At 65.0% G+C, this 21,725-nt stretch carries 20 protein-coding genes; 12 read left to right on the top strand and 8 right to left on the bottom strand.

What is annotated here, in order from left to right:
* Positions 1–12 precede the first annotated feature (12 nt).
* Together panC and panB are read right to left on the bottom strand one after the other, a co-directional pair.
* Positions 13–888, bottom strand: coding sequence for a pantoate--beta-alanine ligase (gene panC, locus KIO76_RS03740; RefSeq protein WP_213321526.1), 876 nt, complete (start codon positions 886–888; stop codon positions 13–15).
* 14 nt (positions 889–902) lie between these two features.
* The gene (gene panB, locus KIO76_RS03745) at positions 903–1,853 is read right to left on the bottom strand and encodes a 3-methyl-2-oxobutanoate hydroxymethyltransferase (protein WP_213321527.1); all 951 of its coding nucleotides are present in this window, start codon (positions 1,851–1,853) and stop codon (positions 903–905) included.
* 200 nt (positions 1,854–2,053) lie between these two features.
* Between panB and KIO76_RS03750 the strand changes: the two genes are divergently transcribed.
* The gene (locus KIO76_RS03750; protein WP_213321528.1) at positions 2,054–2,437 is read left to right on the top strand and encodes a methylglyoxal synthase; all 384 of its coding nucleotides are present in this window, start codon (positions 2,054–2,056) and stop codon (positions 2,435–2,437) included.
* A gap of 20 nt (positions 2,438–2,457) precedes the next feature.
* Here KIO76_RS03750 and hrpB read toward each other — a convergent pair whose 3' ends face one another.
* Both hrpB and lepA read right to left on the bottom strand, forming a co-directional pair.
* A complete protein-coding gene (hrpB, locus tag KIO76_RS03755; RefSeq protein ID WP_213321529.1) occupies positions 2,458–4,920 on the bottom strand; it encodes an ATP-dependent helicase HrpB in 2,463 nt (820 codons plus the stop codon).
* A gap of 260 nt (positions 4,921–5,180) precedes the next feature.
* Positions 5,181–6,986, bottom strand: a complete 1,806-nt coding sequence (lepA, locus tag KIO76_RS03760; protein ID WP_213321530.1) for a translation elongation factor 4 — start codon at positions 6,984–6,986, stop codon at positions 5,181–5,183.
* Positions 6,987–7,171: 185 nt separating this feature from the next.
* On the opposite strand from lepA, the gene KIO76_RS03765 reads away from it, so the two are divergent.
* On the top strand, positions 7,172–7,747 hold the full coding sequence (locus KIO76_RS03765) for a GNAT family N-acetyltransferase (protein WP_249729473.1): 576 nt from the start codon (positions 7,172–7,174) through the stop codon (positions 7,745–7,747).
* On the opposite strand, the gene hrcA is transcribed toward KIO76_RS03765, so the two are convergent.
* Complete coding sequence (hrcA, locus tag KIO76_RS03770; RefSeq protein ID WP_213321532.1) at positions 7,718–8,806, bottom strand: heat-inducible transcriptional repressor HrcA; 1,089 nt, start codon at positions 8,804–8,806, stop codon at positions 7,718–7,720. The two genes, KIO76_RS03765 and hrcA, sit on opposite strands and share 30 nt — an antisense overlap.
* Positions 8,807–9,057: 251 nt before the next feature.
* Between hrcA and rph the strand changes: the two genes are divergently transcribed.
* The 3 genes from rph to hemW all read left to right on the top strand — a co-directional run bounded on the left by rph (position 9,058) and on the right by hemW (position 11,737).
* Complete coding sequence (gene rph, locus KIO76_RS03775; protein WP_213321533.1) at positions 9,058–9,771, top strand: ribonuclease PH; 714 nt, start codon at positions 9,058–9,060, stop codon at positions 9,769–9,771.
* Between the two features lie 3 nt (positions 9,772–9,774).
* On the top strand, positions 9,775–10,416 hold the full coding sequence (gene rdgB, locus KIO76_RS03780) for an RdgB/HAM1 family non-canonical purine NTP pyrophosphatase (RefSeq protein WP_213321534.1): 642 nt from the start codon (positions 9,775–9,777) through the stop codon (positions 10,414–10,416).
* Between the two features lie 160 nt (positions 10,417–10,576).
* The gene (hemW, locus tag KIO76_RS03785; protein ID WP_213321535.1) at positions 10,577–11,737 is read left to right on the top strand and encodes a radical SAM family heme chaperone HemW; all 1,161 of its coding nucleotides are present in this window, start codon (positions 10,577–10,579) and stop codon (positions 11,735–11,737) included.
* Here the strand turns inward: hemW and KIO76_RS03790 are convergent, their stop codons facing one another.
* Positions 11,738–13,003, bottom strand: coding sequence for a penicillin-binding protein activator (locus tag KIO76_RS03790; protein ID WP_213321536.1), 1,266 nt, complete (start codon positions 13,001–13,003; stop codon positions 11,738–11,740). It abuts the gene before it with no gap.
* A 189-nt stretch (positions 13,004–13,192) separates the two neighbouring features.
* Here KIO76_RS03790 and rsmI point away from each other — a divergent pair, with 189 nt between their 5' ends.
* The 4 genes from rsmI (at position 13,193) to KIO76_RS03810 (ending at position 16,294) form a co-directional block, all read left to right on the top strand.
* Positions 13,193–14,158: a 16S rRNA (cytidine(1402)-2'-O)-methyltransferase gene (gene rsmI, locus KIO76_RS03795; protein WP_213321537.1), complete on the top strand. Its 966-nt coding sequence runs from the start codon at positions 13,193–13,195 to the stop codon at positions 14,156–14,158.
* Positions 14,155–14,535 carry a YraN family protein gene (locus tag KIO76_RS03800; protein WP_213321538.1) on the top strand — a complete coding sequence of 127 codons (381 nt, stop codon included), beginning with the start codon at positions 14,155–14,157 and terminating at the stop codon, positions 14,533–14,535. The genes rsmI and KIO76_RS03800 overlap by 4 nt, the downstream gene beginning before the upstream one ends.
* Positions 14,536–14,656: 121 nt before the next feature.
* Positions 14,657–15,610, top strand: a complete 954-nt coding sequence (gene gshB, locus KIO76_RS03805; protein ID WP_213321539.1) for a glutathione synthase — start codon at positions 14,657–14,659, stop codon at positions 15,608–15,610.
* A 102-nt stretch (positions 15,611–15,712) separates the two neighbouring features.
* Positions 15,713–16,294 (top strand): NAD(P)H-dependent oxidoreductase, encoded by a 582-nt coding sequence (locus KIO76_RS03810; RefSeq protein WP_213321540.1) that lies wholly within the window; start codon positions 15,713–15,715, stop codon positions 16,292–16,294.
* Between the two features lie 12 nt (positions 16,295–16,306).
* On the opposite strand, the gene nth is transcribed toward KIO76_RS03810, so the two are convergent.
* Positions 16,307–17,170, bottom strand: a complete 864-nt coding sequence (gene nth / locus KIO76_RS03815; protein ID WP_249729474.1) for an endonuclease III — start codon at positions 17,168–17,170, stop codon at positions 16,307–16,309.
* A 155-nt stretch (positions 17,171–17,325) separates the two neighbouring features.
* On the opposite strand from nth, the gene KIO76_RS03820 reads away from it, so the two are divergent.
* On the top strand, positions 17,326–17,892 hold the full coding sequence (locus tag KIO76_RS03820; protein WP_213321542.1) for a DUF2244 domain-containing protein: 567 nt from the start codon (positions 17,326–17,328) through the stop codon (positions 17,890–17,892).
* A 6-nt stretch (positions 17,893–17,898) separates the two neighbouring features.
* Here KIO76_RS03820 and KIO76_RS03825 read toward each other — a convergent pair whose 3' ends face one another.
* Positions 17,899–18,480 carry a hypothetical protein gene (locus KIO76_RS03825; protein WP_213321543.1) on the bottom strand — a complete coding sequence of 194 codons (582 nt, stop codon included), beginning with the start codon at positions 18,478–18,480 and terminating at the stop codon, positions 17,899–17,901.
* Positions 18,481–19,129: 649 nt separating this feature from the next.
* On the opposite strand from KIO76_RS03825, the gene dnaK reads away from it, so the two are divergent.
* Complete coding sequence (gene dnaK, locus KIO76_RS03830) at positions 19,130–21,046, top strand: molecular chaperone DnaK (protein ID WP_213321544.1); 1,917 nt, start codon at positions 19,130–19,132, stop codon at positions 21,044–21,046.
* Positions 21,047–21,123: 77 nt separating this feature from the next.
* Entirely contained in the window at positions 21,124–21,711 is a 588-nt protein-coding gene (locus KIO76_RS03835) for a hypothetical protein (RefSeq protein ID WP_213321545.1), read from the top strand.
* The last annotated feature ends 14 nt before the right edge of the window (positions 21,712–21,725 follow it).

Genomic DNA, 21,725 nt, shown 5'->3' on the forward strand with positions numbered 1-21,725 from the left:
CTCAGGAAATCGTCACGCGCCGCGCGGCAGCACGGCGACATTGTCGATCAGCCTTGTCTTGCCGAGATAGGCGGCGACCAGCAGCCGGCCCGGGCGCTCCGCCCGGTCGAGCGGCGCGAGCGTTTCCGCATCCACGAAAGCCAGATACTGCACGGGTTCGAAACCAGCTTCCCGCAGGCGATCCATCCCGGCCGCCAGCAAGGGCGCGGCATCCTGCCCCGCCTGGAGCTTCTCCGCGATCTCATCGAGAAGCCCGTGCAGCCGCGGCGCAACTGCGCGCTCGGCCGGCGTGAGATAGGCGTTCCGAGAGGACAATGCGAGGCCGTCAGCCTCGCGGATCGTCGGCACGCCGCGAATCTGCACCGGAATGTCGAGATCCCGCGCGAACCGCTTGATGACCTGGAGCTGCTGATAGTCTTTTTCGCCGAATAGCGCCACATCCGGGGACGCCTGAAGGAGAAGCTTGGTCACCACCGTGGCGACACCTGCGAAATGTCCCGGCCGGAATGCCCCGCAGAGGCCTTCGCTGACACCGCTGACAGTCACCGTGGTGGCGAAGCCCGGCGGATACATCACCGCGACGGTCGGCAAGAAGACGGCATTGGCGCCAGCACTCGCCAGCTTGGCAAGGTCGCCATCCCGGTCGCGGGGATAGCGCGCGAAGTCTTCGTTCGGCCCGAACTGCGTAGGATTGACGAATATCGTGGCGATCACCCGGTCAGCAGATCTGCGGCCTTCGCGAACCAGTTGGAGATGGCCTTCATGCAGAGCCCCCATGGTCGGCACAAGAGCGACCGTCTGTCCTGCGGCGCGATAGCCCCGCACGATAGTGCGCAGCGCGGCAACGGTTTCGGCGATCGCGGGCTGTGGTGACACGGCTGCACACATGGGGGTCCATCCGACTATCTGGGGGCCTTGGCGGGAGCCTTGACGGGCGTCTTGCCAGGCGTCTTGGCAGAACTCTTGGCTGAAGCTTTGGCCTTGTCGGGGGCTTTGATCTTGCCTGCGGGCTTGACCTTCGCGGCGGCTTGGGCCAGAGCCACGCCGAAGCAATGCTCCGGCCCTGGAAAGGCGTGGGCGCGGACGTCACGCGCATAGGCGGCGACCGCCTCACTGGCGGCAGCGCCGAGTTCGGCATAGCGCTTCACGAATTTTGGCGTGAATTCGCCATAGAGCCCGAGAATGTCTTCGCTCACGAGGATCTGCCCCTGGCAAGCAGGCGAGGCGCCAATACCGATCACCGGCGCGGCGAGATCCGCCGCAATGGCGCGCGCCAAAGGCTCTACCGTCCCCTCCAGAACGACCGCGAAGGCACCTGCCGCTGCGATCGCCTCGGCGTCCCGGCGGATGGCCTGGGCCATTGCCTCATCGCGGCCCTGCACGCGGAAACCGCCATGGCTATGCACCGACTGCGGCTTAAGCCCGACATGCCCCAGCACCGGGATGCCGCGCGCGACGAGAAAGGCCACTGTCTCGGCCATCTCCACCCCGCCCTCCAGCTTGACGGCGGAACAGCCGGTCTCGGCCATGATGCGGGCAGCGTTGCGGAACGCGACCTCGCGCGATTCCTGATAGCTGCCGAAGGGCATGTCGACCACCACGCAGGCACGCGCGGCGCCGCGCATCACCGCCTTGCCATGGGCGATCATCATGTCGAGGGTGACGCCGAGCGTCGAGTCCATGCCATAGACCACCATCCCGAGCGAATCCCCAACCAGGATGAGGTCGCAATGGGGATCGAGGAGTTTGGCCATCGGCATGGTATAAGCCGTCAGGGCGACGATCGGATTGGCCGCGCTACGCACGCTGATATCCTTCGTCGATATCCGACCGTCACGGCTCGCCGCGCTCATCCCTCGCCTCCCTCGATTTTTACCCGACTAAAGTTGTACGGCCTTTTAGAGCATCGCGCCCGAACCTGTGAAGACGGTTCGATCACTTTACGACCGCTGGGGCCAACTTAAGAAAGACACCCCGCGTCGTGGTTTCCCTCGCCAACGTGCGAGGCTATCTTTTCCCCGATAATGCCCCTTGTATCCGGAATGGACTTCCCATGCGTCGCACCGCCATCGCTCTCGTCGCCCATGATGCAAAAAAGGACGCAATGGCGGATTTCGCGGCGGCTCACCGGCTCAAGCTCTCCGCCTGCGACCTCTTCGCCACGGGCACCACCGGCGGGCGCGTCATGGAGCGTTGCCCGGAACTCCAGGTGCAGCGGCTGAAAAGTGGCCCGCTCGGCGGCGACCAGCAGATCGGCGCCCTGATCGCGGAAGGGCGTATCGATGCCCTCATTTTCTTCGTCGATCCCCTCTCGCCGCTGCCGCATGACGTTGATGTCAAGGCACTGACACGCCTTGGCCTCGTCTACGATATCGCCATGGCGTTGAACCCAGTTACGGCGGAGATGGTGCTCGCGGCAATCCAGCCCCATGTGTGATCGACCCCGCGCGGGGCCAGCTATGTGCCCCGGGGCTTGGCTCGCGTCGTCGGCGCCGCATTGAGCGGGTCCTCCGGCCAGGGGTGCTTGGGATAGCGACCGCGCATGTCGCTGCGCACGTCAGCCCACGAGCCGCGCCAGAAGGCGGGTAGATCACGGGTGATCTGGATCGGCCGGTGGGCTGGCGAGAGCAGGTGCAGCACCAGCGGAACCCGTCCGCCGGCAAGCGTGGGATGCTTGGCGAGCCCGAACAGTTCCTGCACACGCACGGCGATGCCCGGCCCCTCCTCCCCGCCATAGTCGACCGGGATGTTGGAGCCGGTCGGCATCGTGACGTGGGTCGGCGCCTCGGCCTCCAGCCGCCGCTGAAGGTCCCAGGGCAGAAGCGCCTTGAGCGCGCCGTCGAGGTCTGACGCCGAGATGGCGGACAGGCCGGTCCTGCCGAGGAGATGCGGGCCGAGCCAGTCCGCAATGCCGGCCGTGAGCGCGGCATCGGACAGGTCCGGCCATTCCCCGCCCTCAGCGCGTGCCAGAAACATCACCCGCTCGCGCCACTGGCTGATCGCCTTGGTCCAGGGCAGCGCGCCGAGCCCCAGGCCGGCGATGCCTTTTGCGAGAATGGCGGCCGTCGCCTCGTCCGCCGGCACCGGCAAGGGCCGCTCGCCGAGCACGAGCGCGTCGAGCCGCCGCGTTTCCCGCGCCCTGAGCGCTCGCGCCTGCCTGTCAAAGGTGACCTCCGTCGCGGTGACGATGCGGTCTCCCGCCAGATGCTCGATAGCCTCCAGCGTGAGCGGCGCGGCGAGAAGAATGCGCGCGGTCGCCCCGCCGCCGGCAATCTCGGCGATGGCGAGATAGGGGGACCGCGCCAGGGCATCAGCCGCATCGAGCGCCGCTGCGCGCCCATTGGCCATCAGGAATTCACCCGGCTTCCCCCGCGCCTTGGCGATACGATCGGGAAAGGCGAGCGCGAGCAAAGCGCCGGCGTCGCCGGGCTCACCCTGCGGCCGCCCAGATGGAACCGACTTCGCCCAGCCTTCAGCCATCCGGCGCATATCGCGCGCTTGCGGCGAGCGCTCGCTGCGAAAGCGGCCGAGACGCTCAGTGAGATCCGTCCCCGTGCCACCGAGCCCGCGCTCCACCAGAACAGCCGCGATGTCGGCGGCCAGGCCCGCCTGCCCACCCCCCGCCGCGGCGATCACCATGCGGGCGAGCCGGGGCGGGAGCGGCAGAGCCTGCAAACGCCTGCCCGTCTCGGTGAGGCGCCCATCGGCATCGAGCGCATCGAGATCGGCGAGGAGGCGCCGGGCCTCGCCGAGCGCTGGCTTCGGCGGCGGATCGAGAAAGGCGAGCGCCGTGGGATCGGCCACCCCCCAGGCCGCCGAGGCGATCAGGAGCGGCGCGAGATCCGCCGCCAGGATCTCCGGCTTGGCGAAGGCTTCCAGCGCGCCGGTAGCGGCCTCCTCCCACAGCCGGTAGCAGACGCCGGGCTCGGTGCGGCCCGCGCGCCCTCGCCGCTGGTCCGCGGCTGCGCGCGACACGCGCACGGTCTCAAGCCGGGTGAGCCCGATATTCGGCTCGTAGCGTGGCACCCGCGCGAGGCCGGAATCGATCACCACGCGCACGCCGTCGATGGTCAGCGACGTCTCGGCGATGGAGGTGGCCAGCACGATCTTGCGGCGCCCGGGCGCGGCGGGCTCGATCGCCTTGTCCTGCGCCGAGCGGTCCAAGGCGCCATAGAGCGGCGCAAGGTCGACCGCAGGATCGATGATGCGTTGGGCAAGCCGCTCCTCGACCCGGCGGATCTCGCCCTGCCCCGGCAGGAAGACGAGCAGCGAGCCCGGCTCGGCGCGGAGCGCGCGCATCACCGCATCCGTGACCTCATCCTCGATGCGGCGATCGGGATCGCGCCCGAGATAGCGCGTCTCGACCGGAAAGGCCCGGCCCTCGCTCTCGACGACAGGCGCATCGCCGAGAAGCCGCGCGACGCGGGCGCCATCCAGCGTGGCGGACATGACAAGAATACGCAGGTCCGGCCGCAGACCCGCTTGCGCATCGAGCGCCAGCGCCAGGCCGAAGTCGGCGTCGAGCGATCGCTCGTGGAACTCGTCGAAGAGAACGGCGGCAATACCCGCCAATTCGGGATCATCGAGGATCATCCGGGTGAAGACGCCCTCCGTCACCACCTCGATGCGCGTCTTGGGCCCGATCTTCGAGCCGAGGCGCACGCGCAGGCCGACCGTCTCCCCCACCGCCTCGCCGAGCGTCGCCGCCATCCTCCCAGCCGCCCCCCGCGCGGCGAGCCGTCGCGGCTCGAGCAGGATGATGCGCCCTCCCGCCACCCACGGCTCGCCGATGAGGACGAGCGGCACCCGCGTCGTCTTGCCCGCGCCGGGCGGCGCGACGAGCACCGCGTTCGGCGCGGCGCGGAGATGGCGCGTCAGCGCCGGAAGCGCGTCGTCGATGGGAAGGGGGATAGCGGCCATTGCGGCCTTCAGCATGGAGGACACAAGTGTGGCTCGCCTTCACAAAATCCTGCTCTGGCGGGATCTCTACGAAACACTCAATTGCTGAGTGAGACGACCATCATCCCGGCCCGGGTCATCCCGGAAGCCGCACAGCGGCTGTCCGGGATCCATGAACACCGCCGCCAATCAATTGCCAATGTCGCGTTCATGGATTCCGGGGCTCCACGCTGCGCGTGGCCCCGGAAATGACCAGAGAGTAATGACCGCGGAAAAACCCCTCAGCTATCCATCTTCAGTGCGGCAATGAAGGCTTCCTGCGGGATTTCGACCTTGCCGAACTGCCGCATGCGCTTCTTGCCCTCTTTTTGCTTGTCGAGAAGCTTGCGCTTGCGGCTGGCGTCGCCGCCATAGCACTTCGCGGTGACGTCCTTGCGCAGCGCCCGCACCGTCTCACGGGCGATGATCTTGCCGCCGATGGCCGCCTGGATCGGAATGACGAAGAGATGCGGCGGGATAAGCTCTTTCAGCTTCTCGCACATCGCACGGCCGCGGGACTCGGCGCGCGCACGGTGCACGAGCATGGAGAGGGCATCGACGGGCTCGGCATTGACGAGGATCGACATCTTCACGAGATCGCCGGGACGATATTCGGTAATCTGGTAGTCGAAGGAGGCGTAGCCCTTGGAGATCGACTTCAGGCGATCGTAGAAATCGAACACCACCTCGTTGAGGGGCAGGTCATAGGTCACCATGGCGCGCTTGCCGACGTAGTTGAGATCCACCTGTTCGCCACGGCGGTCCTGGCAGAGCTTCAGCACCGAGCCGAGATAGTCGTCCGGCGTGAGGATGGTGGCGCGGATCCACGGCTCCTCGATCTCCTCGATCTTCATCACGTCCGGCATGTCGGCCGGGTTGTGCAGCTCGATCTCGGAACCATCCCGCATCTGCAGCTTGTAGATGACCGACGGGGCGGTGGAGATGAGGTCGAGGTTGAACTCGCGTTCCAGGCGTTCCTGGATGATCTCGAGATGCAGCAGTCCGAGGAAGCCGCAGCGGAAGCCGAAACCGAGCGCCGCCGAGGTCTCCATCTCGTAGCTGAAGCTCGCGTCATTGAGCCGGAGCTTGCCCATGGCGGCGCGCAAGTTCTCGAAATCGGCGGCATCGACCGGGAAGAGCCCGCAGAACACCACCGGCTGCACCGGCTTGAAGCCGGGCAGCGGTTCCGCGCAGGGACGCTTGGCGTCGGTGATGGTGTCGCCGACGGCCGTGTCCGCCACTTCCTTGATGGAGCCGGTGAGGAAGCCCACCTCGCCCGGGCCGAGCTCAGCGACATCAACCATCTTCGGACGGAACACGCCGATCTTGTCGACGCCGTGGATGGCATTGGTGCCCATCAGCTTGATGTTCATGCCCTTCTTGAGCACGCCATCGACAATGCGAACGAGCACGACGACCCCGAGATAGGCATCGTACCAGCTGTCGACGAGCAGCGCCTTGAGGGGAGCCGCGCGGTCGCCCTTTGGCGGCGGAAGGCGGGTCACGATGGCTTCCAGAACATCGGGAATGCCGACACCGGTCTTCGCCGAGATGGGGATGGCGTCGGACGCGTCGAGCCCGATCACTTCCTCGATCTGTTCCTTGACACGGTCCGGCTCGGCGGCTGGTAGGTCCACCTTGTTGAGCACAGGCACAATCTCGTGGCCGGCCTCGATGGCCTGATAGACATTGGCGAGCGTCTGCGCCTCGACGCCTTGGGAAGCGTCGACGACGAGGAGCGAGCCCTCGCACGCGGCCAGCGACCGCGACACCTCATAGGCGAAGTCCACGTGGCCGGGCGTGTCCATCAGGTTCAGGATATAGGTCTTGCCATCCTTGGCCGGATATTCCAGGCGCACGGTCTGCGCCTTGATGGTGATGCCGCGCTCGCGCTCGATATCCATGGAGTCGAGCACCTGCTCGGACATCTCGCGATCCGACAGGGCGCCCGTCATCTGGATCAGACGGTCGGCCAGCGTCGATTTGCCATGGTCGATATGCGCGACGATGGAAAAGTTGCGGATGGTGTCGATGGGTTGCTCGCTCATGCCCGGCACATAGCAGTGCGCTCCCGCCGCGCCAAGAGGGAACCCGATCGGGCGAGCCCGATTCTGCGCGGCCGGGACGCCATGTAAGCGCGGGTTTGGGGCGGCGCCGAAGTCCCGCAACGCCACCCCTCATACAACGCCCGCCGGGCGTGGTATGAGGGAAGCGTCAGTACGCGGGGCTAATGATGACGGGCAAGCCATTCGACATCGCCATAAGAGCCATCGACCGGCGCGAGGCCGAGACACGCGAAGGTGAACTTGCGGATCTCCTGGTCGATGCGGTGGTCGGGGGTGCCTCAGTCAATTTCATGGCGGACTTCGACCATGCCGATGCTCTCGCGTTCTGGCGCGGGCAGTTTCCCGGTCTCGGCGAAGGCACGCGGCTTCTCTTCGTGGCGGACGATGGGCGGCGTCTCCTCGGCACTGTCGTCTTGACGTTCGCTCCGCAGCCCAACGCGCCACATCGCGCCGAGATCGGCAAGATGCTTGTCCATTCGGATGCGCGCCGCCAAGGCCTCGGCGCGAGACTGCTGACAGCCGCGGAACAGGCGGCCCTTGCCAACGGCCGCACGCTCCTGATGCTCGACACCGCAAGCGGCAGTGCTGGAGAACGGCTCTACCGCCGCTGCGGTTGGACGGAATACGGCGTCGTGCCGGACCACTCCCATACACCGGCCGGTGCGCTCGCTCCGACGACCTTCTTTTTCAAGCGCCTCGGGCCGACTAGCTCTTCAAGTCCGGCGGGCGTCGAGCAGGCTTGAAACGATCTTCGCGGTATAGTCGACCATCGGCACGATGCGCGCGTAATTCAGCCGCGTCGGTCCGATGACCCCGACGACGCCGACGATGCGCTGCGAGCCGTCGCGGAAGGGAGCCGCGATCATCGAGGAGCCGGACATCGAGAACAGCTTGTTCTCCGAACCGATATAGATGCGCACCCCCTCGCCCTGTTCCGCACGAGCGAGGAGGTCAATGACCTCCTTCTGGGTCTCGAGATCGTCGAACAACAAGCGGATGCGCTCAAGGTCCTCGGCAGCGCGCAAGTCGTCGAGCAGGTTCGCCTGACCGCGCACGATGAGCTGGCGGCTGTCGGCCGGGCCTACCGAGGTCGCAAGTCCAGCCTCCACAAGGCGCGCGGTGATGGCGTCGAGCTCCCGCTCCATAGCCTCGCGGGCGCGCTCGATCTCTCGCTTGGCGTCGGCCAGCGTTCGACCGCGGATATGGGCATTGAGGAAATTGCCGGCCTCGATCAGCGCGGCCGTGGGCAAGCCGGGGGGCAGGTCGAGCACACGGTTCTCAACCTTCCCGTCTTCCGCGACCATCACGACGAGGGCCTTGCTGGGGTCCAGACGGACGAACTCGATGTGCTTGAGCGGCGCATCCTGCTTGGTTGTGACGACGACCCCTGCCCCGCGCGACAGCCCGGACAGCGCTGACATCGTCTGGCTCAACGCCGCGTCCAAAGAGGATTCGGCGCCATGGGCCTTCACCTCGGCCTCGATGCGCGCCCGATCTTCCATGCCGAGGTCGCCGATTTCAAGGAGCGCATCGACGAAGAAGCGCAGCCCACGTTCGGTCGGCAGACGGCCGGCGCTGGTATGCGGCGAGTAGAGCAAACCCGCATGTTCAAGATCGGCCATCACATTCCGCACGGAGGCCGGCGACAGGGCCATCGGGATGATGCGCGACAGGTTGCGCGAGCCGACCGGCTCACCCGTTGCAAGGTAGCTCTCCACGATCTGCTTGAAAATCTCGCGGGAGCGTTCGTTGATATCGACGAGCACGCCCTTGCCTTCAGCCTCGGAAAGAGGGGGGCTCATTGGTGCACTCATGTATTGTCTCAACCTTCCATTCCACTCCGCGTTTCCAGGCAGCCCACCTCGAACGCGTTCCCTAGATTATGGGGATGGAGAGGGGGCAAACACAAGCAGCACCCGCCCATCCCTCCCGGTCATCCACCACAACGGCCGCCTGCGATCAGCCGGGGTGAGGCATCAGCTTGCGTGTCACGGGCGCTGCTTCTAGAAGCTGCTTTGAGCAGCGTTCTGGCTGCACAATGGGAGATTGTAGGATGCGGCCCTCCAAACGCGCTCCGGACGAATTGCGCAAAGTCACCCTGGAGCGGGCGGTCGCGCGCTACGCCGAAGGCTCATGCCTGGTGAAGTTCGGTGATACCCACGTGCTGTGCACGGCCTCGCTCGAGGAACGCCCCCCGATGTGGGTCCGCGGCTCCGGCAAAGGCTGGGTCACGGCAGAATATTCCATGCTGCCGCGCGCGACGCTGGAGCGCACCCGCCGCGAGGTCACGGCCGGCAAGCCGTCCGGGCGCACCCAGGAGATCCAGCGTCTGATCGGCCGCTCCTTGCGTGCCGTCGTTGATCTCGCCGCGCTGGGCGAGCGCCAGATCACCATCGATTGCGACGTCTTGCAGGCGGACGGGGGCACACGCACCGCATCGATCACGGGAGCATGGGTCGCGCTGCATGACTGCCTTGCATGGATGCGGGCCCGTTCCATTATCGCGACCAATCCCCTCAAGGACCATGTCGCGGCCGTTTCCTGCGGCATTTACAAGGGCACGCCCGTGCTCGACCTCGACTACCCCGAGGATTCGGCCGCCGAGACGGATGCCAATTTCGTGATCACCGGCGCAGGTGGCATCGTCGAGATTCAGGGCACCGCGGAGGGCACCCCCTTCTCGGAGGAAGAACTGCTTGAACTTCTCAAACTCGCCAAGCTCGGCACCTCCAAGCTCGTCGAGCTGCAAAAAATCGCGGTGATGTGAGCCATGCCCATTCCCCCCGCCCGACCCATCACCTCGCCGCTTGTCATTGCAACGCATAATGCCGGCAAGCTCCGGGAAATGCGTGAGCTTCTGGCGCCCTTCGGCATCGAGGCACGGTCGGCGGGGGAGCTCAACTTGCCGGAGCCCGACGAAACCGGGACGACCTTTGCCGAAAACGCCGCCCTCAAGGCTCGGGCGGCCGCGCAGGCCACGGGGCTGCCGTCCTTCGCCGACGATTCAGGGTTGTGCGTCGCCGCGCTCGACGGCGCCCCGGGCATCTTTTCGGCCCGCTGGGCCGGCCCGACGAAGGATTTTCCCGCGGCCATGGCACGCATCGCCCATGAGCTCGACATTCGCGACGTGGCGTCCGCCGATCGGCGCGCTCATTTCGTATCTGCGCTCGTCATCGCCTGGCCGGACGGCCACGAAGATCTGTTCGAGGGACGCGTGTTCGGCACGATCGTGCCACCGCGCGGCACACTCGGCTTCGGCTACGATCCCATTTTCCAGCCGGACGGCCATGATCGCACGTTCGGCGAAATGGCGAGCGCGGATAAGCACGGCTGGAGCAAGACCGGCGCGCTGTCCCACCGGGCGCGCGCTTTCGTGAAGCTTGCCGAGGCCTGCCTGCCGGCGCACGACTGAAAAGGCGAAGATCTCCTCCCCTGGGGGGAGGGATCGGCGGTGGCGCTTGCGTTCGACACACGCAACAGTGCGCCGCAATGCCCGGCTGCCGTGATCACAGGTTCGGTCGCGACAGGGTTGGCCCTTGCGCGGCGGCGGTGTTCGCGGCAAAGCAAGGGCCATGATGCATCCAACAGCGGACGCGGGCTTCGGTGTCTATGTACACTGGCCGTTCTGCGCCTCGAAATGTCCGTACTGCGATTTCAACAGCCACGTTCGCCATGCGCCGGTGGATGAAGCCCGCTTCGTCGCGGCCTTCGCGCGGGAATTAGCCCATCGCGCCGAACTGGCGCCGAAGCGCACCGTGACCTCCATCTTTTTCGGCGGAGGCACGCCCTCGCTCATGAAGCCCGCCACGGTCGGCGCTATCCTCGACGCGATCGGCCGGCACTGGCAGGTGGACGCGCAAGTTGAGATCTCGCTCGAAGCCAACCCGACGAGCGTCGAGGCCGAGCGTTTTCGCGGCTACCGGGCCGCCGGCGTCAACCGCGTCTCCCTCGGCGTGCAGGCGATGAACGACGCGGATCTCAAGGCGCTTGGACGTCGGCATACGGCCGCGGAGGCCATGGGCGCGGTCGGTATCGCCGCCTCGATCTTCGACCGCTTTTCGTTCGATCTGATCTATGCGCGCCCCAATCACACGCCAGTCGCCTGGGCCGCCGAGCTCAAGGAAGCCATCGCGCGTGCCGCCGAACATCTTTCGCTCTACCAGCTCACCATCGAACCCGGCACGTGGTTTCATAGGCTTCATCAGGCTGGCAAGCTCGTCGTGCCGGACGATGAGGTTGGCCGTGCGCTCTATGACGTGACTCAGGAGGTCTGTGCCGCCCATGGTCTGCCGGCCTATGAGATCTCCAACCATGCGGCCGCCGGCGCCCAGTGCCGGCACAATCTGGTCTATTGGCGCTATGGCGAATATGCAGGGGTCGGCCCCGGCGCCCATGGCCGCCTCGTCACCGCGCAGGGTCGTCTCGCCATGGAAACGGAGCTTGTCCCCGAAACCTGGCTGGAAAAAGTGGAGACACAAGGCCACGGCCTCGCCGACGTGGAAATTTTGACGCCGGAAGCGCAGGGCGACGAGTACCTGCTCATGGGCTTGCGGCTCACGGAGGGGATTGATCCCCGCCGCTACGCTGCCTTGTCAGGCCGTGCTCTCAATCCGGAGCGCGTCGCCGGTCTCCTCGAACACGGGCTCATCATCCGCCACCCGGACGAACGCATCTCGGTCAGCCCTGCCGGCTTTCCCGTCCTCAATGCGGTCATCGCCGACATCGCGGCCTGATCAGCTGTCCGGCTTCAACTCGCGTGGCGCCGGACTCACCGTCACCGCGGCGCCATTGCGAATTTCAAGCACGGCCAGCGCACGCTGGTTGGTGCCGTCCGACAGGAAACGGAACACACCGTCCGCACCGGCGAAGCCGGAAGGGTTGGTCAAGACCTGCTCACTGAAGCGCTGCGATCCCTGCGTTCGTACAAGCGCAGCCGCCAACGACACCGCATCGTAGCTGAGGCTCGCGATGCGGACTGGCTCCGCGTTGAAACGGGCGGAATAGCGCCGCGAGAAGGCAGCAAAGCCCGCCGAATCCGGAGCGGCGAACCAGCCTCCCTGCATCGTAGGCAAGGCGAGCACCTGCGGATCATTCCATATACCAGTGCCCACGAGCTTGACGCGCGCGCCGTTCACGCCCGCCGTCTGCAAGGCCTGCGCTGCGGACGCCAGGCTCGCCCCACCATCGGGCAGGAAAATGGTATCGACCTGGGGATTGGCGCCTGAGGCCGCCGCGGCCACGCGTTGAGCCGCTTCGCGCATACGCGCGTTGTCCGTTGGGAAGCGCTCGACGAGACCAACCTGGACGCGCGCCGAGGCGGCCGCTGTCCGGAAGGCGGCTTCCGCGACAGTGCCATAGGCCGTGTCGGGCACGAACGCGGCGAAGGACCGACGCCGCTGCTGCGCCGCGAAGGTGACGATGCGGTTGATCTCGGTCTGCGGCATGAAGGACAAGAGATAGACGCCGCGCGAGGCGACGTTGGCGTCCGTGGAAAAAGCGATGACCGGTTTGCCCGCCGGCTTCGCCACCTGGGCGACGGCTTGAACCTCCGCGGCGAAAAGCGGCCCGATGATGAGCTCCGCGCCTTCACTGATGACGGACTGGGCCGCAGCGCGGGCTCCCTCGGCCGTACCGCGGGTATCCTTGACCAGAATCTGCATGTCGGGGTTGTTGAACTCGGAATAGGCGAGCTCGGCCGCGTTGCGCAGAGATTGCGCCGCCTGCCCCCCCTGCCCGGACGCGGACAGCGGCAGGAGCAGCGCCACCTTGACCGATCCCTGGCCGATCACCGTGCCCGGCACGTTGCTGGAGCCGAGGGCAGGCCCGCCCTCCCCACCGCCGACAAGGCCGCCCAGTCCACCCGAACAGGCGCTGAGCATCCCGGAGAGGGCAACCACGCCGAGGCGCGGCACCCATCTGCGGGTCACGGATGAAGTCCGCGTGAGAAGCGGCGCGAAAGTGTCTTTCAGGCTGCGCAACACCGGCAAATCCTTGAACATCCCTTTCATCGGCCCGTGAGGGCGTGGTCAGATACCCTGCGGGGCCTATAAACCATAAAAGCAACCGAGAGCGAATCACTCAAGCTTTGAGAGTGATAGTAAACAGCTTCTTCCCATACCCCGCATATCGACTATCGTGGCTTTCCCCATGCGAGCCCATGCGGAGCATAAACACCTGGAGACATGACCATGAACGGCGAGCGACCCGTGCCGCAGCAACAAGGCCCTCGCCAGCGTGCCCACAGCTTCACCGCCTTCGGCCTTGCCGCCGAAGCGGAAAAGCTCAATCCGGGCCTGCATCTCGTCGCTACGCCGATCGGCAACCTGAAGGATATCTCCTTCCGCGCCCTTGCAACGCTTGCCGCAGCCAATGCCATTCTGGCCGAGGATACCCGCGTCACCAAGACGCTGCTCGCTCACTACGGCATCTCGACGCCACTGGTTCCCTACCACGAGCACAATGCGGCGCAGATGCGCCCCCAGATTCTAGCTCGCCTGAGAGCCGGCGAGGCACTGGCCCTCGTCTCCGACGCCGGTACGCCGCTCGTCTCGGACCCGGGCTACAAGCTCGTCGCGTCGGTCCTTGAGGAAGGCATCGCCGTGACGAGCGTGCCCGGCGCCTCGGCCGTCCTGACCGCACTCGTCGTATCCGGCCTGCCGAGTGACCGCTTCTTCTTTGAGGGCTTCCTGCCACAGAAAAGCGCCGGCCGTCGCAGCCGCTTCGCCGCTCTCGCCGCAGTGCCGGGAAGCCTCGTTTTCTTCGAATCGCCTCGCCGCTTGGCGGCCATGCTCACTGATGCCGCGCATGTGCTGGGCGATCGGCCGGCGGCCGTCGCGCGCGAACTGACCAAGCTGTTCGAGACGGTCCGGCGCGGCACGCTGATGAGTCTGGCGCAGGAATACGGGGCCGAGGGGCCGCCGAAAGGCGAGATCGTCGTCATCATCGGGCCGCCCGATGCCGGCGAGAAGGGAGCGGCCGGTGACCTCGACGCGCGGATCGAGGCGGCTCTTCGAGTTCATTCGCTGAAAGATGCAGCGGCCATCGTCGCGGCGGATACCGGCCTGCCCAAGCGTGAAGTTTACGCGCGCGCACTCACGCTTGCGGCGGGCGCCAAGGATCGTGCCGAGACCGACGCGGAAGCAGACGACGCATGACAGCGGTGCCACCCCGCCAGCGCCTCGTCTCCCACCGGCGCGGGCTGGGCGGTGAGAGGCTCGCCGCGCTCCTTTTGATGATCAAAGGCTACCGGATCATCGCCCGCCGTTACGCGGCCCTGGGCGGCGAGATCGATCTTGTTGCCAAGCGCGGCCGCACCATCGTCTTTGTCGAGGTGAAGGCGCGCCGCGAGCTGGACGACGCCCGCGTGGCGATTACCTCCGACAAGCGACGCCGGCTCGGCCGGGCGGCACGCCACTGGTTGTCACATAACCCATGGGCCGCCGGGATGACGCTGCGCTTCGACGCAGTTTTTGTGGCGCCACGCCGCCTGCCCCGCCATCTCGTGGCTGTCGCCTCCTTGGCGATGGATTAGCGCTTGAAAAGCGCGTGCTTCTCCACACTTGCCTTGCGTGCTGCGCGCGCGCATGGATCAGGCAGCATCGATCTTGCAGTGAAGGATAACGTCATGAGGGCTTCACGATGAGGACTTCGCCATGAGCCGGACGTCGCAACTGAGGGTCGCGGTGCAGATGGACCCCATCGAGCGCATCAACATCGCGGGCGACACCACTTTCGCGCTGCTCCTCGAAGCGAAGGCGAGAGGCCATCAGCTCCTCTACTACACGCCCGAACGGCTTTCCATGACAGGCGGCACCGTGACCGCGGCCATGCAAAGCCTCGATGTGCGGGATATCGCCGGGGATCATTTCACACTGGGCGACAGCGAACGCCGGGCGCTTGCCGATGTCGACGTGGTGCTGCTACGGCAGGACCCACCTTTCGACATGGCCTATATCACCTCCACCCATCTCCTGGAGCGCGTGCATCCGAAGACGCTCGTCGTGAATGATCCGACCTCCGTGCGCAATGCGCCGGAGAAGCTGTTCGTCACGGAATTCCCGCAGCTGATGCCGCCCACTCTGATCACCCGCGACAAGGCCGAGATCGAGGCCTTCCGCGCCGAGCATGGCGAGGTGGTCATGAAACCGCTCCATGGCCACGGCGGCGCGGCCGTTTTCCGCATCGCCCAGCCGGACGCCAATTTCGGCTCCTTGTTCGACCTGTTCTCGACGACCTTCCGCGAGCAATGGGTTGTGCAGAAATTCCTGCCGGCAGTCTCGCGCGGCGACAAGCGCATCATCCTGGTCGACGGGGAGGCTCTCGGCGCGGTGAACCGCGTTCCGGCGGACAACGACATTCGTTCCAACATGGTGCGTGGCGGTGCCGCGGCGGCGACGGATCTCACTGAGCGCGAGCGCGAAATCTGCACGACGATTGGCCCGTCACTCAAGGCGCGCGGCCTCGTCCTTGTCGGCATTGATGTCATCGACGGCTATCTCACCGAAATCAACGTGACCTCGCCCACCGGCATCCGCGCCATCAAACGGCTCGGGGGGCCTGATCTCGCGGCCTCCGTATGGGACGCCATCACCACGCGCCTCGGCTGAGCGGTGATCTGATCTCGATCAATGCGTCGCGGAGACGCCAAGCCCAGACTTTGCTTTGTCCGCTCCATTCCAGATGGCGCGGATGCAAGGAAGGGAAGCGTAATGTCACGGCGCATTGTCATTATCCAGGGACATCCTGATCCTGACGAGCAACGGCTGTGCCGTGCCCTGGCGGACGCCTATGTGGAAGGCGCGCGCGAGGCCGGCCACGAGATCAGTTCCGTCGATCTGGCCAGCCTCGACGTTCCGTTTCTGCGCAGCCAGTCGTCGTTCGAGAACGACTCGGTGCCGCCGAACCTGAAACCGGCTCAGGAAGCCATACTAGCTGCCGAACATATCCTGATTGTCTTTCCGCTCTGGCTCGGCACCATGCCGGCCCTCGTCAAGGCCTTCTTGGAGCAAGTGATGCGGCCGGGCTTTGCCTTCGGCTATGACAAGGGCGTTCCGCGGACGCAGCTCACGGGCCGCTCCGCCCGTCTTGTCGTGACGATGTCGATGCCGGTGCTCGCCTATCGCTGGTGGTATTTCGGCCATGGCCTCAAAGCCCTGCAACGGAATATCCTGCGCTTCGTCGGCATCAGCCCCGTCCGTGAAAGCCTGTTCGGCATGGTCACCGGCGTGAGTGACGCAACCCGGCGCAAATGGCTCGACGACATGCGCAAGCTCGGCCGACAAGGCGCGTGACCTAAGCACCCGTCATCCTGCGACCGCAGGCGTTTTCGGCTCGAAACGGCAGAGATCTCGGATAAGGCAGCGCCAGCATTCCGGTTTGCGCGCCTTGCAGACATACCGACCGTGCAGGATGAGCCAGTGATGGGCATGGCGGCGGTAGCGCTCCGGGACAATCGCCTCAAGCCCGAGTTCTACCTCCAGCGGGTTCTTGCCCGGGGCCAGGGGAATACGGTTGGCGACGCGGAAAAGATGGGTGTCAACCGCGATCGTGGGCTCGCCGAAAGCAATGTTCATGACCACATTGGCGGTCTTGCGCCCTACACCCGGCAGCGTCTCCAACGCCGCTCGCGACATCGGCACCTCGCCTCCGAACCTCTCAATGAGCTGACGCGACAGGCCGATCACATTCTTCGCTTTGGCCCGGAACAGGCCGATCGTCTTGATATGGTCGCGCACCTTGTCCTCGCCGAGATCGAGCATCTTCTGCGGCGTGTCGGCGAGCGCGAACAGGGCCCGGGTCGCCTTGTTCACGCCGACGTCGGTCGCCTGCGCCGAAAGCACCACAGCGACGAGAAGTGTATAGGCGTTGACATAGTCGAGTTCGCCCTTGGGCTCCGGATCGACGCGATGGAAACGGCTGAAAATTTCTTCGACAACGGCTGGATCGACCACCGCTGCCTTGGGTATGGCCTTCCGAACTGACGCGGTGGGCGTCACGGTTCCTGGGCCGGTCTTCGCCCTGGCCTTCGCGAGACCTTCACCCTTCGCCCGCCCGCGCTCCTCCGGTGAGACGGACTGCGTCGAGCGAGTCGCGCGACCTTTTGAAACAGTGGGTCCAGCGCCCGTCGAAGGCGCCCTCCCCGATTTTTGTTTATCGCCCGCAGCCATCCGACGCTTATACTGTTGTGCAGTAAAAACGGACAAGGCCCTAGAACGAACGTGGCTCCAGCAAGGGACGAGGCCTCAAGTGCGGACACAGTCCGGCCTGAGATCCGAGTCTTTGGGGCATGGGCCAAAACCCACCGGGAGCCCGTATCCCTCCGATGACCACAGATGATCCGCAGTCCGCCTCCGCTGGAGCCGCTCAGACTTCTGTTCCCCTCATTCCGGCCGCCGGACTCCATGATGGCACGAGCGCCGACCGTGAAAGACCAGTCTTCACGGCTGTCATCACGCCCCATCGCTCGCTTGGTCGCCACGGCTTCAGGCTGCTCATCGCACTCCTTTGCATCGCGAGCGTGGTCTCCAGCCTACCCTTCGTGATCATGGGTGCTTGGCCCGTCGCCGGCTTCTTCGGCCTGGACCTGCTTGCACTCTACATTGCCTTTCGTGTCAGCTTCGCCCGGGCCTCCGCTTTCGAGGAGATCATCCTCAGTCCCTTAGAACTGTTGCTGCGCAAGGTCTCCCACCGAGGCCAACGAAAAGAATGGCGCTTCAACCCGCTCTGGACCCGCCTGGAGCGCGATGTTCATGCGGAATTCGGCGTCCAGCAGCTTGCCCTGGTGTCACGGGGGCAAAGGATAACCGTCGCGCACGAACTCGCCCCAGAGGAAAAAGCCAAATTTGGTGATGCCCTCGGCCGTGCCCTTGCCGACATAAAGCGCGGCTGATTCTTTTCAGGGTCGCGCGGTCTTCTTTTTCTCAGGCGTCACGGCAAGTCGGGCGTCGACGGCCGTCACGCGGGCCGAAGTCACGCGCTCGGCGCAGAAGCCATGGCTCACCTCGTCCGCATAGTCGCGGCACAGCATTTCGCGTTCGGAGGAAAAACCGGCCTGTTCCGCCGCGGCCTCGCGCTGCTCGTTACCTGATAGCCGTTTGAGCAGACTACGGAACTTCTCGCGCAGGTTGCGCTCCTCCCGGCTGCGGCGGCGTTCGATGTCCTTGGCCTGAGCGACAAGCCCCTGAGGCTGAGGGCCCCACAGCCCGCCGATGCGCCCTTGACAGTCCGCGGCGGTGAACGTGCAAGTCTCCTCATGGTTGGCGACCAGCACCGCACCTTCCAGCACGTCGAACACCATTGGACAGATCGGCGCTGCCAATTGATAGCGCGGCATACCCAGCGGGGTCCCGAGATAGGTGAGCCCGACCGGCTCGCTCATGCCGAGTTCAACGGCGCAAGCGCTTCCGGGATCGGAAATCTGCGTACCCTCCACCCGCAAGCGGCCGGAGAAGCTGGTCTCGTCGACCCGTTCGATCACGAACCGCCCGCTACGGCCGCTGTGGAAGAGAGGCGCCCCGATAACGGTGCGAGCGACCGCGGAACGCGTGCTCGACTGGGCCGCGGCACGCGCGCCCTGTGGTCGTGCCGTAGGGGATGAGCGCCCATCGCGAAGGGGCTGCTGCCTGACCCCGGCTGGAGTGGGAGGCTGAGCGCCGGGCAATATGAGAGCCTGCCCATGCGCTTGCCGCGGCGCCAATCCGGTTAAGCCGATTAGAAAAACTGTGGATGCCACCCAGAGCATGGGAAAAGAGATATGCGGCCACGCCGTCGGCCGTGCGGCAAGCCTCGCCACTTCTGGCGGACGCCAAAGCTGTCCATCAGCCAACTTGCTGCACAAGGCCACCACCCAAACCCAAGCTTATTGTTAGGCTACCACGCGAATCAGCCCTTGCGAACACGGCAACGAGAGCCCACTTTCCAATCAATTCAAATATCGGGCGCCTGCCACCTCTCCAGCCCGCTTGCGAGCTGTGGAGCTGGTCCTTATATACGCGGCCGATGTGCGATTAGCTAAAACCAGGCTGAAGGCGCATGTGTGTTGTCAGCCGAATGTGAGCTGTGTTGAGCCATGGGCCAGGTCGCTTCGGGATCTGGCGCCGGTCTGCTTGAAAGTGAGGGATCACTCCATGGGTAAAGTCATTGGTATCGACCTTGGTACGACCAATTCCTGCGTCGCGGTCATGGAAGGCTCGACGCCAAAGGTCATCGAAAATGCCGAGGGCGCGCGCACCACGCCTTCGATCGTCGCCTTCACCGATGAAGGCGAGCGGCTTGTAGGCCAGCCGGCTAAGCGCCAGGCGGTCACCAATCCGGAACGTACGTTTTTCGCCATCAAGCGCCTCATCGGGCGCACCTTTGATGATCCGATGACCAAGAAGGACATCGGGCTTGTTCCCTATAAGATCGTCAAGGGATCAAACGGCGACGCCTGGGTCGAGGCTGATGGCAAGACCTATTCGCCCTCGCAGATCTCCGCCTTCACCCTTCAGAAAATGAAGGAGACGGCGGAAGCTTATCTCGGGCAGAAGGTTGAGCAGGCCGTCATCACCGTCCCGGCCTATTTCAACGATGCCCAGCGTCAGGCCACGAAGGACGCCGGCAAGATCGCCGGCCTCGAGGTGCTGCGCATCATCAACGAGCCGACCGCCGCCGCGCTTGCCTACGGCCTTGAGAAGAAGGGCAATGGCACGATTGCGGTCTACGACCTTGGTGGCGGCACGTTCGACGTGTCGATCCTCGAGATCGGTGACGGCGTATTCGAGGTGAAGTCCACCAACGGCGACACCTTCCTCGGCGGTGAAGACTTCGACATGCGTCTCGTTGAGTATCTCGCGGACGAGTTCAAGCGCGAGAACGGCATTGACCTGAAAAAGGACAAGCTGGCGCTGCAGCGGCTCAAGGAGGCGGCTGAGAAGGCCAAGATCGAACTGTCGTCCGCGAGCCAGACCGAGATCAACCTGCCCTACATCACCGCGGACGCGACGGGCCCGAAGCATCTGGCCCTGAAGCTGACGCGCGCCAAGTTCGAGGCGCTGGTGGATGATCTCATCCAGCGCACCGTCGAGCCTTGCAAGAAGGCACTGAAGGATGCCGGGCTGTCGGCCGGCCAGATCGACGAAGTCGTTCTCGTCGGGGGCATGACGCGCATGCCGAAGGTGCAGGAGGTCGTCAAGCAGTTCTTCGGCAAGGAGCCCCACAAGGGCGTCAACCCGGATGAGGTCGTCGCCATCGGCGCCGCCATCCAGGCCGGCGTGCTCCAGGGCGACGTGAAGGACGTGCTGTTGCTCGACGTGACGCCGCTGTCGCTCGGCATCGAGACCCTTGGCGGCGTGTTCACCCGTCTGATCGACCGCAACACGACGATCCCGACCAAGAAGAGCCAGGTGTTCTCCACGGCCGACGACAACCAGACGGCCGTGACCATCCGGGTCTTCCAGGGTGAGCGCGAAATGGCTGCGGACAATAAGATCCTTGGCCAGTTCGATCTCGTCGGCCTGCCGCCGGCGCCCCGCGGTGTGCCCCAGATCGAGGTTACCTTCGACATCGACGCCAACGGCATCGTCAATGTCTCGGCAAAGGACAAGGCGACCGGCAAGGAGCAGCAGATCCGCATCCAGGCCTCCGGTGGTCTCTCCGACGCCGACATCGACAAGATGGTGAAGGACGCCGAGGCGCATGCCGCCGAGGACAAGGTGCGCCGCGAGTTGGTGGAAGCCAGGAATCAGGGTGAAGCCCTCGTCCACTCCACGGAGAAGTCTCTCACCGAACATGGCGACAAGGTCAGCGAAGGCGAGAAGACCGCGATCACCGATGCCATCCAAGCGGTGAAGACCGCGATTGCCGGTGACGACCTCGAAGCCATCAAGGCCAAGACAGCCGAGCTGATCCAGGCCTCCATGAAGCTGGGCGAAGCGGTCTACAAGGCATCCCAGGGCGGCGGCGATGAGGACGGCGGGGAAGCCTCCGCCAGCGCCGAGACGAAGGATGACGTCATCGATGCCGACTTCCAGGAAGTCGACGACGACAAGAAGAAGCGCGCCTGATCAATTGACGGCGGTACAGATGGCCGGTAAAGCCGGCCATCATCTTCAAACTATCGTGGTCTGGAACATCGTGCGCTATGGACAAGCAGGTGGCCGGCGGCGCGCGTTCTGTCGCGCAGAAGGCGCCGTGGGCGACATTCGCCAATCTGGTTGCCCTCGGCGCCTTTTTTTGCGTGCCGCTGATCCTCTTATCGCTTGTCTTTTTTCTGCAGTACACCCGGCGGCAGATCGCCGAGGTGGTGTCCCTTACCGATATTTGCTACGTCGCGTTCCGGTTGCAGAAGCAGCAGGCACTCAGCCACAAGTTCGCGCCATGCGACGAGGTTACGGCGATCCGCGAAGCGATGGGCAATCGCTATGCTTATACGGAAGACGCAGGCGAGGCCGTCATCCGTTTCAATGTCAGAGGCCAGTTGGTGGAGCGCAGAGTCTTTCTGCGGGACAAGGCTTTGGCCAAGGCAAGATCGGATTATGTGATCTGGATCGCCAAGATGGACAGTCCAGCACAGTCCATAACAGTTATCGAAGGGCCGAGCCACGCCTTGCGCCCAGTCGCCTACGCGTGGTGGCTGCTTGTTGGCACATCAAGCACCGCGCTCGGCATCGTTCTTGTTCGCCTGTTAACCACACTTGCATCGTGGCTCAAAAAGAGATTATTCGAGTGAACGGCGAGGATCAT

The sequence above is a fragment of the Chelatococcus sp. YT9 genome (assembly GCF_018398315.1).
Classification (GTDB): Bacteria; Pseudomonadota; Alphaproteobacteria; order Rhizobiales; family Beijerinckiaceae; genus Chelatococcus.